Origin of the sequence: Lysinibacillus sphaericus, from assembly GCF_000600105.1 — a bacterium.
In the GTDB taxonomy this organism is placed as follows: Bacteria; Bacillota; Bacilli; order Bacillales_A; family Planococcaceae; genus Lysinibacillus; species Lysinibacillus sphaericus.
In genome coordinates this window covers 3,853,308-3,868,939 of sequence record NZ_CP006837.1, presented here as the reverse complement: position 1 = coordinate 3,868,939, position 15,632 = coordinate 3,853,308, and the positions used below count along the sequence as shown (strand labels likewise).

The window sequence follows — 15,632 nt, the reverse complement described above, 5'->3', positions numbered from 1 at the left end:
GGGTTACGCTTTATCAGCGTAACCCTTTTTTCTATCGACAAGCCACGATTATTTAGATTCTTTATCTGTAGATTCGTCTTTGCTTTTTTCTTCAGCTTTTTTAGCTGCTTCTTCAGCCGCTTTTGCTTGTTCTTCAGATGTTGTTGTAAATGATTGTAATGCATCTTTTAATTCTTTATCAGAAGTTTTAAAGTCTGCATCTTTTGCCATTTTTGCAACAATGTCTTTTAGCAATGTTTGAGCTTCACCAGATTGTGTTAATTTGTTAATCATTGTTGTACGAATTTTATCTTCTTCGTCTTTAAATGAGCCAACACCTTTTACATCGCGTTTTTCCGTAATTTCAATTACGTGATAGCCGTAGCTTGATTTAACTGGTTCACTTAATGTATTTAATGGAAGTGCATAAGCAGCGTCGTTGAACTCATCTACCATAGAGCCAACAGTAAACCAACCTAGCTCGCCGCCTTTTGCTGCAGAACCAGTATCAGTTGAGTATTCTTTTGCAACATCAGCAAAAGATGCCCCACCTTTAATTTTCTCAATAGCTTCTTTCGCAGTTTTTTCATCTGCTACAAGAATATGACGACCATTTAATTCTGTTTTCATTTGTTCATAATATTTTTTTACGTCTTCTTCTTTAATTGCTTTGTCTTTTAAAGCTTTTTCTTGAAGCAGTTGTACACGTAAAGAATCTTTAAAGCCTTGTTCCGTTAAGCCGTTCTCAGCAAGCGCTTGTGCAAAGCTATCACCAAATTGTGATTTCGTTGCGTCGTATTGTTCTTTAATTTCTTTATCAGTCACTTCATATTTGTCGGCTAATACTTTTTCTGTCACCATCTGTTGTAATACATAAGAGCCTGTTAAAGTCTTTGCTTTGTCGTTAAAATCAGATACTGAAATATCGCCTACTTTAGATGTAACTAACGCTTTATCAGCTCCACTACAAGCACCAAGAGCTAAAATTGAGGCTGCTAATGTTAAAGATAATACAGTCTTTTTCATATGGATATTCTCTCCTTACTTTCGTTTCGTCCATTTTTTACTATAACATAAACGTTTTAAAAACAAAATGGTTCCCCCTTGAGTATAGCCTAAATTTCAAATTTCAAAGCGCATAGGATATAGAAAAGAAAGGGGGTGAAGTTATGAGCAACGGAGGATACGGTGGTGGCGGTGGCTACGGCTCAGGCTTTGCTTTATTAGTTGTGTTATTTATTTTATTAATTATTGTTGGTGCAGCGTTCCTATACTAATTAATAAAAAGCCGAAAAGCTAAGGATATGTTTTTCCTTAGCTTTTCTTAGCAATATCTAGGCATTCGCACCGCACGCTTGGGTCGAGGCCAAAAGAATTTTGGCATCACTTAAAACCAATAGCTGTTTCAATGTTTTAAAAATAAAGACCCGCGTGCGGACGGGCGCGGATGCGGCTTCATTAGACTGCAAATAAAATTTCAACATAAAATGATACAAGTAAAATTGTAATAAGTATATTGATAGTTCGGAATATCTTTGGTTGGTTTTCTTCGGGAATTTCACGTCGCATGCACAATGCGTATGTCATGCGGTTAATTTGAAATAAATAGAATACCGAGAATAGAACTACAATCATTAATAGCAAGTCTATTCCTCCCCTCTTTCAGTATTATTAGCATATCAAAAAACTTCAATAAAACACAAGTACAAGCGAATCAATGAATCGTAGGTGGTACTAAAATTTCATAGCCCTTCGGTGTTTCTTCGATTTGGGCATCTTTAGGTGAATTTAATAAATATTTCACGTAAAGAATATCAATTAAACATAAACTGCAATGATACGCTAAAAGTAATGTTCCGTAATGTGTATAGGCAGGTAATAGCCATGTACCGATAACGATACTTGTATTTAACACAATAAAGGGTGCAAGCAATGCAAAAATATATCTAGTTTTTGATAAGGGCTCTCGAATACGCATGTGTAGTACAGGAATAACATAAAATTGGGTACGGATCCGTAATTTGAGATGCTGGCGTAAGTCAAATAATGCGAGAAAGTGAATATATTTATGGATAGGGTAAAGAGCAAGTACAGCAACCACGAATAGCCAGAATAAATGGTCAGTATAGTACTCATCATTGAATAAATTAAATGTCACATAGGACACTGAAAAGACAGATAGAAAGACGATTACAGCCATCATGATGATACGTGTCGTGCCATAATGATGTTCGAGGTTTAAAATTTTCCAGCAATGCATGTTTAATATCAACTCCATAATAGGGAAGGGTCCTATTTAATGTAAATTGATTTCTAACAGAATGCAAGAGAAAGGAGGTATTTCAGAAATGTTTCTGAAACGCCTCCTTTTTAACATACATTTATCCTTTTACAGTTGAACGTTCTTCTAACGTGTCAAAGGAATCACGGAAGTGTTGAAATGAGCGTTCAAAAATATCGATAAAGTCTTCACCATAAATATTACGAATAACAGCCATCACATCTAAAAATTCCGGGAAGCGACCATATAAGTCTTTTAACGCTAACGAGCCCTCAAGTACAGAATGATATGTGTTATGATAATTGCTATTCATTTCAATAATAAGGTCTGTCCCTGTTTCAGTGAGCTCTACATAAGTATTACGTTTGTCATCATCACGTTTCGAAAACTTTAGTAATCCACGTTCTTCTAGTTTTTTAGAGAAGTTAAAAGCGGTTGAAACATGCATTACGCCAAATTTTGCTACATCTGAAATGGAAGCCCCTTTTAAATGATAGGAAATCCACAGTATATGGTGCTCGTTAATGTTTAGATCATAAGGTTTAATCCACTGCTGCCAATCTTTTTCAACTGCTTTCCATAAGGCCTTTGATAACTGTGCAATTCTTTGACTGTAAAGCATCGCTTCTTTTTGCGTGTATAATTCCTCTGACAAAGCCATCACCTGCTGCTTTCTTTAACGTTTTAAAATTATTATAGCAATAAAGAAAAAAAGTTTAAAGTTAGAAAAATTAAAAAATTGAAAAGTGGTTAAAAAATAATATTTTGATGATTATTTTTGGTAAAAAAACGTGATTTTATTTCGGTTTATGAAACTTTATACCTGTACTTTTTCTTGTGGTTTTTTCTTTTTGTCAGTAAATTGTGCAATGTTTTTCTCGATTTCGTTAATTGAATTCTGTAATGCTTCTATTTCTTGTTGTAAATTATTCTTTGTCGGTTCGATTTCTTGTGAGAAAGTAGTAATCGACTGTTTTAGAGCATTTATTATTTGTGGTATATTATTTTTCGCTTCATTTGTTAATGTGCTAACGGATTGTTTCACGTTGTTAACTTGATATTTTACATCTTGAAGCTTTTCTTTTGCACTATCTGTGTTGGACAGTAAAGTAGTGCGTAATTGTTGGCCTGATTGAGGTGTTGAAAAAAGGACCGCAATTGCCCCACCAATAATGCCTGTTGTTAATCCAAGTAAAAATGGTCTTGCTTTCATAATTAAGTACCCTCATTTCTATATTTGTTATCTTTCCCTCTATTAAACCATGAAATCTATAGAATCAAAAAGAAAAAAGAAGCTAAACGAGTGATTTTGCTTCACAGTTTAGCTTCTTCCCTTATATTTAGCCTTAAAACGTCTTACGTTCGGACCTGTCTTCATTGTTCTTTTAAAAAGTGTAGCAACAAGAACTATCTGCTGCTGTTATAGAGCTTGTGAAATTGCCGTGTTGAATTTAGAGCGTTTCACTAATTTTGCAACGATTGGATAGATAATCACAAAGGCTACAACGTTAAATGCAACAGCTGGTATGACAACACCAACAAATAACATTGTGAATGTTGCGCCAACGTTTGCGTTAAACACAAAGAGGGCAACGGATAAAAAGACTGTACCTGATAAAATGGTACCTAACCCAACTAAAATAGCTGATACAGCAAAATGACTCACGACTTTTTTCAGCACGACCAGTATTGCTAAAAACGCAAATCCAGTAACTGCTTTATCAATAATATTTGGGATAAAGCCTGCTGGGAAAGTTGTAAACAAACCGGATAGTACCCCTGTTGACAAGGAAAGTAAAAACGTTTCTTTTATTGTAGGGAACAATAAAATACCGATAAACATCATTGTTAACATGAAGTCAGGTTTCATGCCATTAACCATACCTGGTGTGACCACATAAAGGGCAGCACCGACACCAACTAAGAGTGCCATTAACACTAAATTTTTTGTATTCATTTCTAATCTCTCCTCAACTATGCTAATCTAGTTGTTTCCTAACGTGTCCTCTTGACCGTTAGCGAAACTTATTAGTGATTGTACGCTAAAATTGTTCGTTTGACAATAGCGTTCCATGTCCAATTGTAACCAGCATTCATGTATGCAAATTGTTTGCGTGCCTGGCACCAAAGAATGCACTAAAGATTCGCTTTAATGTTGTCGGCTACTTCTGTCAATTGCTCTGGCGTATATTTTTGTGTTTGCCAAATTAAGCCTAAGCCTTCTTTTTCGTCATAACGCGGAATAAAATGTAAGTGGTAGTGGAAAACAGTTTGTCCAGCTGCTGCACCATTGTTATTAATGGTATTCATGCCAATTGGGTTAAATGCTGCTTTAATGGCATTGGCTAGCTTAGGTGCGACCGCATATAAATTACGCGCTACATCTTCAGGCATTTCAAATAGGTCTTGGCAGTGCTGTTTAGGTATTAATAAAGTATGACCTTTTGCAACAGGTGCGATGTCCGTGAATGCATAGACATGTTCATCTTCATATACTTTTGTGCTTGGAATTGTTCCATCAATGATTTTGCAAAATAGGCAATCGCTCATTCGTAAAATCCCCCTTATTTAATATGTAAGTTTATTCTATCATACTCATAACTGAATCATTTGCTAATTTTTGATAAAATAATAACTAGAAGAGGAGTGAGGGTATGTCGGTATTAGAAGTGCAACATGTGACAGGTGGTTATACGAAAAAGCCTGTGATTAGAGATTTGTCATTTACAATAGGTAAAGGAGAACTTGTCGGGCTAATAGGTTTAAATGGTGCAGGTAAAAGTACGACCATTAAACATATCATAGGTACAATGCTCCCAAAGGAAGGCGACATTCGTCTAAATGGCGTAACGTTAAAAGAAAACACGGACAAGTATCGAACAGCATTTTCATATATTCCTGAAACACCAGTTTTATATGATGAGTTAACATTGCGTGAACATTTGGCATTAACCGCGATGGCCTATGGTTTAGATGAGGCTACACTCGCGGCCCGTTCTGAACTATTGTTAAAAGAATTTCGAATGGAAAAGCGTTTAAACTGGTTTCCATCGCATTTTTCTAAAGGGATGCGACAAAAAGTAATGATTATGTGTGCGTTTTTAGTTAATCCAAGCCTCTATATTATAGATGAGCCGTTTGTTGGGCTCGACCCGCTTGGTATTCAATCATTGCTAGATCAAATGGATACAAAGAAAAAAGAGGGGGCATCGATTTTAATGTCCACGCACATTTTATCGACGGCCGAAAAACATTGTGACCGCATTATCTTATTGCATGAAGGAAGAGTGCGAGCGCAAGGAACGATGGCTGATTTACGTAAAGCATTTGCAATGCCTCATGCAACGTTAGATGACCTCTATATTGCTATGACGAAGGAGCGGGACCATGAAGAACATGCGTGATGTATGGTCCTCGCGCTTCATGCACTATATCAGTGAAGTACAAAAATATATGCAGTTTATTTTCACTGGACATATAGCGATTGTACTTGTATTTCTTGTTGGCGCTGGGGGCTATCAATATAGTGAATGGTTGAAAATCGTTGAAACAGATTTTCCGGCGGAAGGGCTCATTGCTTTAATAATCGGTATACTATTAGCATTTAGCCGCCCAACAACATTATTGCGCGAGCCTGACCAAGTATATTTATTGCCATTAGAATCAAAAATGTCACAGTATTTTAAAAAGGCGCTAGCGTGGACATTTTGGTCACAAGTTTGGATTGTGGCAATTGTTTATATCATTAGTATTCCGTTAATAAAAGCTGTCACAGAATTAACAACCTTTAATATTTGGTCAATATTTTTCATTGTCATCGCCTTGAAATTTGTAAGTGTGCAGGGAGAATTTAGTTATCGTTATAGTGAACGTGGTCACTACATATGGGTCGATCGATTAATACGCGCTATCGTATGTGGTGTAACCGTCTATATGGGGCTTCAAATGCAGCTTCTTTTAGCACTCCTTGTGGCGGTCATCGGATATGTCTATGTATGGGTGTTTCGTAAAAAATGTGCGAATGAGCCTGTACCATATGAACATTTTGTAAAACTAGAACAAAATCGCATGATGAGTTTCTACCGTTTTGCAAATTATTTCACAGATGTACCCCATCTGCATGGAAGTATTCGACGGAGAGCGTGGCTTGACTGGTTTTACAATTTTATTCCCTACCAAAAGGGCAATGCTCAAAAGTATTTAGTGTTCCGTACGTTTATTCGTACAGACGATCATTTTTATTTATGGCTTCGCTTAACGGTTATCTCAGCCGTAATTGCAGCCTTTGTCAATATCCCAGTGGTAACATGGATTGTGGCGGGTGCACTTAGCTTTGCGACGACGGTTCAGCTAAAGCAAGCTTTAATAGCTAGCGGGGAATTCCGTATGGACATGCTGTATCCATTGCCAGAAAATGCACGTAAAGTTGCCGTTCAGCAACTAGTGCGCCTGACTATGATTGCCCAAGCTGTCATTGTTGGTCTTTGTGGCGTGACACAGCCGATGTTTTATGTGACACCAATCATTATCTTTGTAATAAGTGAATTGACTGCCAAGATGTCTAAGTCTTAAAAAAGGATGTTTGTTTGTGGCAATGTTAAAAAGCTCATTTTCCCTATTTTTCGTAGGTAAAATGAGCTTTTTGTTTATTTTACATATTGATATTCGAGCGCAGCGTTTAACATAACTTTTGCTGCGACAAGCATACCTTTTTCATCAATATCAAATTTTGGATGATGATGTGGTGCATATTCAGTAGGAGCTGCTCCTGTGAAGAAAAATGTCCCTGGCTTTTCCTCTAAGTAGTAAGCGAAATCTTCACCGCCCATTGTAGCTGGTATTTCAACAACATCGCAAATATCTTGCGCGATATCTCGAACAAAATATGTTTCTTTTTCATGATTGACAATTGCTGGATAGCCTCGACGGTAATCAAGTTCTATCGTGCAATCTTGAGCAATTTCAGTGCCATGTACAACCCGTTTAAATTCACGTTCCATCGTTTCACGTACCTCTTTGTCAAAAGTACGGATTGTTCCATTTAAATAGGCTGTATCTGCAATAATGTTATCAGCATTCGAAGCAACGAATGAGCCAACTGTAAGAACTGCTGACTCAGTTGGCGCTACACGGCGTGCCACAAGTTGTTGCAAGTTCATAACAAGTTGGGAGCCAATCACAATAGCGTCTTTTGTTTGATGAGGGTGTGCGCCATGGCCACCTTTACCTTGAATTTTCAGTTCAAAACTATCAACTGCCGCCATTAATGGACCAACCCGGTAGCCAATCATACCTGTTGGATGATTGGATGATAGGTGTGTTCCAAATATAGCATCAACCCCGTTCAGTGCACCTGCTTGTACCATACCGATAGCACCACCTGGATCGGATTCTTCAGCATGTTGATGAATCAGCACATATTCTCCTGCTAAGTCATCGCGCATTTCCCATAAAAGTTTTCCTATGATTAATAATGTAGCGGTATGCCCATCATGACCACAAGCATGCATAACACCAGCTACTGTCGACTTGTAAGGGACGTCCTTTTCATCTTGGATAGGAAGTGCATCAAAATCTGCACGTAAGGCAATTCTTTTACCAGGTTTGTTCCCTTTAATGCGCGCGATAAGTCCGTAGCCGCTAACATTTGGTTCAACAGGGACACCGAGCTTTTGATAATATTGCATAATATAATTGGCTGTTTCTTGTTCTTGGAAGCTTAGTTCTGGATGCATATGTAGATGGCGGCGAATCGCCACCATTTCTTCAAAATGAGCATCAATTTTTTCAAGTAATTGTTGATTCATAAATAAGTGCTCCTTTTAAAAATTAAGCCTCTTCTTCTTGAGGGGCAACGCTATATGTTGAAACATAGGAAGCGGCAGAAAAAATATTTTGTTGTCGCACGCCAGTCGGCTCTTCACGTTGGGCATGAGCTGTTTTATAGGCTTGTGAGCTTTTCCATGCTTCAAATGAGTGTGGTCCATTCCATTGTGTCATGACAATATACGTGTCACCATTCAATGGACGTAGTAGTCGGAACGCCACAAAACCAGGCTCGTCCTCAATTGCACGTGCGCGATTTAAAAAACGATGTTCAAATACAGGACGACCTTCATCAGTAACGGGAATATTGTTGAAGACAAAGAAGCCGCGTTCTTCTAATTCGTTTACAGAATCCAATACTTCGAATTTACGTGGGGTTGCAAAAACAGATTTTCCTTCCGTTTCATGTATAAGCACAGAATTTCCTTCTCCATGCAATAAAATCATATGCTCATCAGGGTACTTATTTTTCACTTGTTCTATAAATTCTCCTGTGCCAGAAGTTAAATAAATATACATTATTTTGCCCTCCTTATGAATAGCTAAAATTGCGTGATTAACTCCATTTAAGTGCAAGTCGAACGCTTTGTCAAAAAAGAAGGCGCGTAGAAAGAACAATTTTATGACATTTCATGAGGAAAACTATACAATAGCAGAGGAAGCGTTTACTATTGAAAACGGATATCAATAATAATGGAATAAACAAGTGATTTTTTAAGATTTGAATTTCATCGAGGGGAAGGAAATAATCAATGACAACACTTTTTAATGATACACTTCTACGTGCTGCACGAGGAGAAAGGACTGAACATACACCAGTCTGGTATATGCGACAGGCAGGTCGTTCTCAGCCAGAATATCGTGCAATTAAAGAAAAATATTCATTAGAGGAAATTACACATCAACCTGAGCTTTGTGCGTATGTAACACGTTTACCGGTAGAAAACTACAATGTGGACGCTGCAATTTTATATAAAGATATCGTAACGCCACTACCAGGTATCGGGATAGATGTAAAAATTAAAGCGGGTGTAGGCCCAGTTATTTCTAATCCAATTCGCTCAGTAGCAGATGTAGAAAAATTAGGTGAGTTCAATGCAAGGGAACATACACCTTTCGTATTAGAGACAATAAAATTACTAACAGAAGAACAGCTTAATGTACCATTAATTGGATTTGCAGGAGCGCCATTTACATTAGCGAGCTATATGATTGAAGGTGGACCTTCTAAAAACTATAATAAAACAAAATCATTTATGGTTTCAGAACCACAAGCATGGTTTGCGTTAATGGATAAATTAGCAGATATGATTATTGCGGACGTTTCTGCACAAGTAGAAGCAGGTGCTAAAGCGATTCAAGTATTTGACTCATGGGTAGGTGCTTTAAGTGTTGAAGATTATCGTGTCTTTATTAAACCAGTTATGACACGTATTTTCGGCGAGTTAAAAAAAGAAAATGTACCACTTATTCAATTCGGTGTAGGTGCAAGCCATTTAGTAAAAGAGTGGAATGATTTACCAATCGACGTAGTAGGCTTAGATTGGCGCTTACCGATTAAAGAAGCGCGTGCAAAAGGTATAACAAAACCAGTACAAGGAAACTTAGATCCTTCATTATTACTTGCTGATTGGTCAGTAATTGAAAAACGTACAAAAGATATTATCGATCAAGGCTTAGAGGTGCCAGGTCATGTCTTTAATTTAGGCCATGGAGTATTCCCAGAGGTTGATCCAGCCGTATTAAAACGTTTAACAACACTTATTCATGAATATAGTGCCCAACAAATTCAAGCACGTTCATAAATATCAACAGTGAAAAAGAGCACATATTAAATCACACAATTACACTTTATTATGGTGTAGTTGGTGCTAGCGTATAGAAATCAGACAAAAAATATAGTTTAACTATTATTTAGAGGTGAAAAGGACTATGAAAAAAGTTAAAGGTTTATTAGTGATGGCATATGGTACACCCTATAAAGAAGAAGATATTGAACCGTACTACACACATATTCGTCATGGACGTAAACCGTCTGACGAGCATTTAGAAGATTTACGCAGTCGCTATGAGGCAATTGGTGGTTTATCACCACTGGCTGCTGCAACAGAAGCACAGGCTGAAGCTTTGTGTGCACGTTTAAATGAAGTGCAAGATGAAGTAGAATACAAGTTATTTATTGGTTTAAAGCATATTCATCCGTTTATTGAGGATGCAGTGGAGGAAATGGTCGCTGCGGGCATTAAAGAAGCCGTATCAATCGTCTTAGCACCACATTTTTCAACATTCTCTATTAAATCATACAATGGCCGCGCAGCGGAAACAGCAGGTGACCGCCTAACAATTACGTCTGTTGAGTCTTGGTATGATGAGCCTAAGTTTATTGAATATTGGAAGGGGAAAGTGAACGAAACATTCGATGCTATGTCTGCTGAAGAACGCGAGAAGGCTTGCTTAATCGTATCAGCGCATTCACTTCCAGTAAAAATTAAAGAACTAGGCGATCCTTACGAAGACCAATTAATTGAAACAGCTCGCCTAATTCAAGAAGCGACGGGTGTGAAAAATGTAGAAGTCGGCTGGCAATCAGCAGGACAAACACCAGAACCATGGTTTGGTCCAGATGTGCAAGATTTAACACGTGATCTTTATGAGCAAAAGGGGTACCGTTCATTTGTTTACACACCAGTAGGATTTGTAACAGAACATTTAGAGGTACTTTATGATAACGATTATGAATGTAAAGTGGTTTGCGATGAGTTAGGTGCTAACTATTATCGTCCTGCAATGCCAAATACACATCCATTATTTATTGATGCGATGGTAGATGCCATTCATAAAAAATTAAGCTAAGCGAAAAGAAAGTGATGATGTTGGTGACTCAAAAAAGACGAAAGGTAGTTGTTGTTGGCGGTGGTATTACAGGCCTTACAGCTGCGTTCTATATGCAAAAACAAGCGCGTACAAGAGAATTGCCGGTAGATATCGTACTTGTCGAGTCGTCATTACGTCTTGGCGGAAAAATCCAAACGCTTAGAAAAGACGGCTTTATTATCGAGCGTGGACCAGAATCCTTTTTCGATCGTGAAAATCATGTACAAGCACTGGCAAAAGAGCTTAGTATTGAACATGAGATGATTACCGGAGATTCAGGACCGACTTATGTAGCTGTAGGAAGTAAATTGTACCCTATTCCGAGCAGTCTGATGTCAGGAGCAACGCCACATATCTCGTCATTCATTACATCTGGTTTGTTTTCACTTAGTGGGAAAATTCGTGCAGCGGGAGATTTTATTCTCCCGCGTTCTGCACGGGATGACGACCAGCCATTAGGGGAGTTTTTTCGAAGAAGATTTGGCGCAGAGGTTGTAGAAAACCTAGTGGAACCTTTACTTGCAGGAACATTTGCAGGGGATATTGAACAGCTAAGTATGCGCTCTATTTTTCCACAGCTTTACGAATTGGAGCAAAAATATCGTAGTTTACTTTTCGGGATGAAGAAATCAGGAACAAATTTTCTAAGTTTCAATCAGATAACGAAGGATAAAGGGATTTTTCAAACCTTTGAAAATGGGCTTGAGACACTTATCGAAAAGTTAGAAGAATCTCTACTTCCAGGGACAGTCATGAAAGGTGCGAAAGTAGAACAAATTGATCATGGTAAAGATGGTGCTGTGCAAGTCGTACTAAATAATTTTTCACATATAACAGCAGATGCAATTATTATCGCAACGCCATTTAATGTGGCACAAAAAATGTTTAGTAAGCATCAGCTCTTGACTGAGTTAAATACGATGAAAGCCGCAACTATTGCTACAGTGACGATGGCATTTAAAAAAGAGCAACTTGGAGACTTAGATGCACTTTCGTTTTTTGTCTCTAGAAATAGTGATTTTTCAATAACATCTTGTACGTGGATTAATCGAAAATGGCCGAATACTACCCCTGAAGGCTATGTATTATTACGTAGTTATATTGGTCGTGTCGGTGATGAAACAATAGTTGCCTTATCTGATTCAGAGATTGAAAAGACAGTATTACAAGACTTAAAGAATACAATAGGGCTAGACGGTGAACCCGTGACAACCGTTGTCTCTCGTTGGAAAAACGCTATGCCACAATATACTGTTGGACATGAAGCGAAAATTGCTCGTGTAAAGGAAGAACTTTATCAACACTTTCCAACAGTAAAACTTGCAGGTAGCTCTTTTGAGGGGATTTCAATTCCAGAGTGTGTAGAGCAAGGCTGTAAAGTGGCAAATGAAGTTTTAAGTGATATGTTTAAACAGTAAAGAGTAGTGCAAATTTACATTTGTACTACTTTTTTTGATAGGTTTTTAAGTATTTGTTTAAGTAATGATAGTAGCAATCATTGAAAGCACTTTTTTGTTCTTCACAGTGTTGGATTACTTAAATGTTGAAATAAAGAAAGGGCGCTTTAAAATTAGCATGGCAATTTTAAGGCGCCAAATAATTAGTGTTTATTGAAAAGAAACTGCAATGTTAATCAGGATGGGAGCACAATGGATTAGTAGATTTCCATCTTTCTTAAAAGTAATAGGAGTTGTTGAACATAGAATAGACTATGTCTAGCGATTAAGAAATTCTGTGGCATGACCAAACAATACCACCGGAGTTAGCGCCCCCTAAGGTCAATGCAATGCTTAAGCCATTTGCATCATAAAATAAATCAATCAAATCGCCTGCATTCAAATTGACTTCTCCTGCTAATGTTACAGTACCATTACCGAGAACTGCTCTAATAGTTAATAGGGTAACAGCTAAATTTAATACTGGGAATAAACCGTTTATTAAATTAGTTGTAGTATTTCTACGAATTGTAAATGAGGGGTTAACACCTGCACCAATGCCAAGACTGATGGCAGCTACTGTTGAGTAGTTGATAGTTGCTTCAAAGCAATATCTTCCAGTTGTTGGGACTGTGAATATACCAGTTGTTGGGTTAAATGCTGGTGTTGTGAAATAAGGTGAAGCTACACTCCAGTTAGTTAAAGTAGTAGAGTTACTAACCGCTAGAGTATTTAAAAATGCAGAGAAGCCTTCTGTAAAAGCTGGCCCAGTAGGTCCTGTTGGCCCTGTTGCACCAGTAGGTCCCGTCGGTCCGATAGCACCTGTCGCGCCGGTTGCACCAGTAGGTCCTGTTGGTCCAATAGCACCTGTCGCGCCGGTTGCACCAGTAGGTCCTGTTGGTCCAATAGCACCTGTCGCGCCGGTTGCACCAGTAGGTCCTGTTGGTCCAATAGCACCTGTCGCACCAGTAGGTCCTGTTGGTCCAATAGCGCCGGTAGCGCCAGTGATACCCGTCGCACCAGTAGGTCCGATTGGCCCAATATCGCCTGTAGCGCCCGTGATGCCCGTCGCACCCGTAGGTCCGGTCGGCCCAATATCGCCTGTAGCGCCAGTGATGCCCGTCGCGCCCGTAGGTCCGGTCGGCCCGATATCGCCGGTAGTGCCAGTGATGCCCGTCGCTCCCGTCGCACCCGTAGGTCCGGTCGGCCCGATGTCGCCTGTAGCGCCAGTGATGCCCGTCGCGCCCGTAGGTCCGATTGGCCCAATATCGCCTGTAGCGCCCGTGATGCCCGTCGCACCCGTAGGTCCAGTGGCCCCAGCAGGTCCGATAGCGCCCGTGATGCCCGTCACGCCCGTAGGTCCGATTGGCCCAATATCGCCTGTCGCGCCCGTGATGCCCGTCACACCCGTAGGTCCGGTCGGCCCGATATCGCCTGTAGCGCCCGTGATGCCAGTCGCGCCCGTAGGTCCGGTCGGCCCGATGTCACCTGTAGTACCAGTGATGCCCATCGCGCCCGTAGGTCCTGTTGGCCCGGTGTCGCCTGTAGCACCAGTGATGCCCATCGCACCCGGAGGTCCTGTTGGCCCAATATCGCCTGTAGCACCAGTGATGCCCGTCGCGCCAGTGGCCCCAGTAGCCCCAGTAGCCCCAGTAGCCCCCGTTGCGCCAGTAGGTCCGGTCGGTCCAGTCGTCCCTGTTGTACCAGTAGGTTTAACAGGCCAAATAGAACAGTTTTGCTCTGGTCTATTAATGCAACGGCATGGATAACTATTACATCTCTTGCAAATGTTATTTAAAATAAAGTCGTGGAAATTCATTTATTCACCTCCTCTCTCAAATATCCTATTCATAAAAATGATAGAGGAAGTGGACGGTTAACTACTTTGCTTATTCATATAAGCATTATAAATTGTGTACTAGCTAATCACTATGATCTTATAGGGGAAGAAGCTTAGGAGAGAAAGAAGACTTTCTTATAAGAATTGCATTTCCTGATTTTCATAAAGTTTAATAGTAATCTAAGCGTTGTCATTCATCTTTTTTAACAATTGCTCAAAGTAAGTTTTGTTGTGTAAGATTTTTTCATCGTTCGGTAAGTAGCCTCGTGCCAATTCATTATGGGTATTGGCTAATTCGTATTGTTGTAAACGGTCATAGAGGACGCAAAGTTGTATATGAGGTAACCACGTGGTAAAAGTTGTATTTAGAAATGGAGCGTTTGGTTTTGTTTTTATTGTCAATGCTTGTTCATACCAAAAGATTGCCTCCTGATTTTTCCCTTGCTCCATAAAATGATGGCCAAGCCTACAGCATGCCTCTGGACGTGGGATGTCATATTCAAAGCTTCTTAAAATAGAACTTACATTATTTTCTTTATCATTTAAAGTCGAGTAACAATCTGCTAGTTTAAAACAGGATTGAATATTATCTTCTACCCAACCACGTTTTGATGTTAAAAAAAGTTCATAGTAAAAGATTGCATCCTCAATTTCATTATGATCTAGTAATTCATTGGCATAATAAAATGTGTCACGTGGAGTTAATGCTTCACCTGATTGAAGGAGTTTTCTATAAATGGTAATATTCCGCTGGTGGTCATGATGAAGTGGTAAGTGGCTAATAGCGACATCACTTTCGTAAAGATGTCCACTAACCTCTAAATATTCATGAACTGCACCAATCCATTGAAATTGCTTATCTCTTTTAACTAATCGATATCTTCTTAAAAGAGAGTTCACTTTTCCTTCAGCATCAAAGCTTAAATAGTAATTCATCGAGACAGCATCAATTTCAGGGGCTAAAGATTCCTTTAAGGCTTTAAATTTCTCCTGATCTTCCGCCAATAACACATCATCAGCGTCTAACCAAAGAATATAGTCCTGTGTAGCTTGTTGGAATGAAAAATTTCGCGCTTGGGCAAAATGATGCACCCACTCAAATTCAAAAATACGATCAGTAAACTGTTTTACAATTTTCTTTGTATTGTCGCTGGAGCCAGTATCAACTATATTTATTTCATCCACTAAATCTTTTACTGATTCAAGACATCTGGCAATGACATCTTCTTCATTTTTCACAATCATACATAAACTAATGGTTACCATAATGTGATTCCTCCTTACGATAATCTTTGTAGTATATGTGTTAATAGGCATTTTTGCGATGCTTAAGTCTTTTGCTATTGATAGTAAAGACGCGCTGTTATCGGCTGGGAATGTGTCATAAATTTACCTT

At 39.0% G+C, this 15,632-nt stretch carries 17 protein-coding genes; 6 read left to right on the top strand and 11 right to left on the bottom strand.

The genetic code is table 11. The annotated features are described in order from the left end of the window. Positions 1 to 48 precede the first annotated feature (48 nt). Positions 49 to 1,005 carry a peptidylprolyl isomerase gene (locus T479_RS18715; RefSeq protein ID WP_025220512.1) on the bottom strand — a complete coding sequence of 319 codons (957 nt, stop codon included), beginning with the start codon at positions 1,003 to 1,005 and terminating at the stop codon, positions 49 to 51. A 143-nt stretch (positions 1,006 to 1,148) separates the two neighbouring features. On the opposite strand from T479_RS18715, the gene T479_RS23380 reads away from it, so the two are divergent. Then, positions 1,149 to 1,256: a YjcZ family sporulation protein gene (locus T479_RS23380; protein WP_080647610.1), complete on the top strand. Its 108-nt coding sequence runs from the start codon at positions 1,149 to 1,151 to the stop codon at positions 1,254 to 1,256. 181 nt (positions 1,257 to 1,437) lie between these two features. Here the strand turns inward: T479_RS23380 and T479_RS18710 are convergent, their stop codons facing one another. From T479_RS18710 to T479_RS18685, 6 genes are all read right to left on the bottom strand, one after another. Further along, positions 1,438 to 1,623: a hypothetical protein gene (locus T479_RS18710; protein WP_010857338.1), complete on the bottom strand. Its 186-nt coding sequence runs from the start codon at positions 1,621 to 1,623 to the stop codon at positions 1,438 to 1,440. 70 nt (positions 1,624 to 1,693) lie between these two features. Beyond that, positions 1,694 to 2,239, bottom strand: coding sequence for a DUF3267 domain-containing protein (locus T479_RS18705; RefSeq protein ID WP_024362294.1), 546 nt, complete (start codon positions 2,237 to 2,239; stop codon positions 1,694 to 1,696). Positions 2,240 to 2,360: 121 nt separating this feature from the next. Beyond that, positions 2,361 to 2,921 carry an HTH-type transcriptional regulator Hpr gene (locus T479_RS18700; protein WP_029747195.1) on the bottom strand — a complete coding sequence of 187 codons (561 nt, stop codon included), beginning with the start codon at positions 2,919 to 2,921 and terminating at the stop codon, positions 2,361 to 2,363. Positions 2,922 to 3,077: 156 nt separating this feature from the next. Further along, a complete protein-coding gene (locus T479_RS18695) occupies positions 3,078 to 3,473 on the bottom strand; it encodes a YtxH domain-containing protein (RefSeq protein ID WP_025220511.1) in 396 nt (131 codons plus the stop codon). Positions 3,474 to 3,680: 207 nt separating this feature from the next. Next, positions 3,681 to 4,217: a tryptophan transporter gene (locus T479_RS18690; protein WP_024362291.1), complete on the bottom strand. Its 537-nt coding sequence runs from the start codon at positions 4,215 to 4,217 to the stop codon at positions 3,681 to 3,683. Between the two features lie 179 nt (positions 4,218 to 4,396). Then, complete coding sequence (locus T479_RS18685; protein ID WP_025220510.1) at positions 4,397 to 4,810, bottom strand: HIT family protein; 414 nt, start codon at positions 4,808 to 4,810, stop codon at positions 4,397 to 4,399. Positions 4,811 to 4,914: 104 nt separating this feature from the next. Here T479_RS18685 and T479_RS18680 point away from each other — a divergent pair, with 104 nt between their 5' ends. Both T479_RS18680 and T479_RS18675 read left to right on the top strand, forming a co-directional pair. Then, on the top strand, positions 4,915 to 5,664 hold the full coding sequence (locus T479_RS18680) for an ABC transporter ATP-binding protein (RefSeq protein ID WP_024362289.1): 750 nt from the start codon (positions 4,915 to 4,917) through the stop codon (positions 5,662 to 5,664). Beyond that, on the top strand, positions 5,648 to 6,832 hold the full coding sequence (locus T479_RS18675) for an ABC transporter permease (protein ID WP_025220509.1): 1,185 nt from the start codon (positions 5,648 to 5,650) through the stop codon (positions 6,830 to 6,832). The genes T479_RS18680 and T479_RS18675 overlap by 17 nt, the downstream gene beginning before the upstream one ends. A 74-nt stretch (positions 6,833 to 6,906) precedes the next feature. Here the strand turns inward: T479_RS18675 and T479_RS18670 are convergent, their stop codons facing one another. Both T479_RS18670 and T479_RS18665 read right to left on the bottom strand, forming a co-directional pair. Then, positions 6,907 to 8,067 (bottom strand): amidohydrolase, encoded by a 1,161-nt coding sequence (locus T479_RS18670; protein WP_025220508.1) that lies wholly within the window; start codon positions 8,065 to 8,067, stop codon positions 6,907 to 6,909. Between the two features lie 22 nt (positions 8,068 to 8,089). Further along, a complete protein-coding gene (locus T479_RS18665) occupies positions 8,090 to 8,605 on the bottom strand; it encodes an antibiotic biosynthesis monooxygenase family protein (protein ID WP_025220507.1) in 516 nt (171 codons plus the stop codon). A 233-nt stretch (positions 8,606 to 8,838) separates the two neighbouring features. Here T479_RS18665 and hemE point away from each other — a divergent pair, with 233 nt between their 5' ends. From hemE to hemY, 3 genes are all read left to right on the top strand, one after another. Then, complete coding sequence (gene hemE, locus T479_RS18660; RefSeq protein ID WP_025220506.1) at positions 8,839 to 9,891, top strand: uroporphyrinogen decarboxylase; 1,053 nt, start codon at positions 8,839 to 8,841, stop codon at positions 9,889 to 9,891. 127 nt (positions 9,892 to 10,018) lie between these two features. Beyond that, positions 10,019 to 10,939, top strand: a complete 921-nt coding sequence (gene hemH / locus T479_RS18655; protein ID WP_024362284.1) for a ferrochelatase — start codon at positions 10,019 to 10,021, stop codon at positions 10,937 to 10,939. A 14-nt stretch (positions 10,940 to 10,953) separates the two neighbouring features. Further along, positions 10,954 to 12,378 carry a protoporphyrinogen oxidase gene (gene hemY, locus T479_RS18650; RefSeq protein WP_025220505.1) on the top strand — a complete coding sequence of 475 codons (1,425 nt, stop codon included), beginning with the start codon at positions 10,954 to 10,956 and terminating at the stop codon, positions 12,376 to 12,378. Between the two features lie 304 nt (positions 12,379 to 12,682). Here the strand turns inward: hemY and T479_RS18645 are convergent, their stop codons facing one another. Further along, positions 12,683 to 14,215: a collagen-like protein gene (locus T479_RS18645; RefSeq protein WP_025220504.1), complete on the bottom strand. Its 1,533-nt coding sequence runs from the start codon at positions 14,213 to 14,215 to the stop codon at positions 12,683 to 12,685. Between the two features lie 201 nt (positions 14,216 to 14,416). Next, complete coding sequence (locus T479_RS18640) at positions 14,417 to 15,502, bottom strand: glycosyltransferase (RefSeq protein ID WP_024363865.1); 1,086 nt, start codon at positions 15,500 to 15,502, stop codon at positions 14,417 to 14,419. Positions 15,503 to 15,632 lie beyond the last annotated feature (130 nt).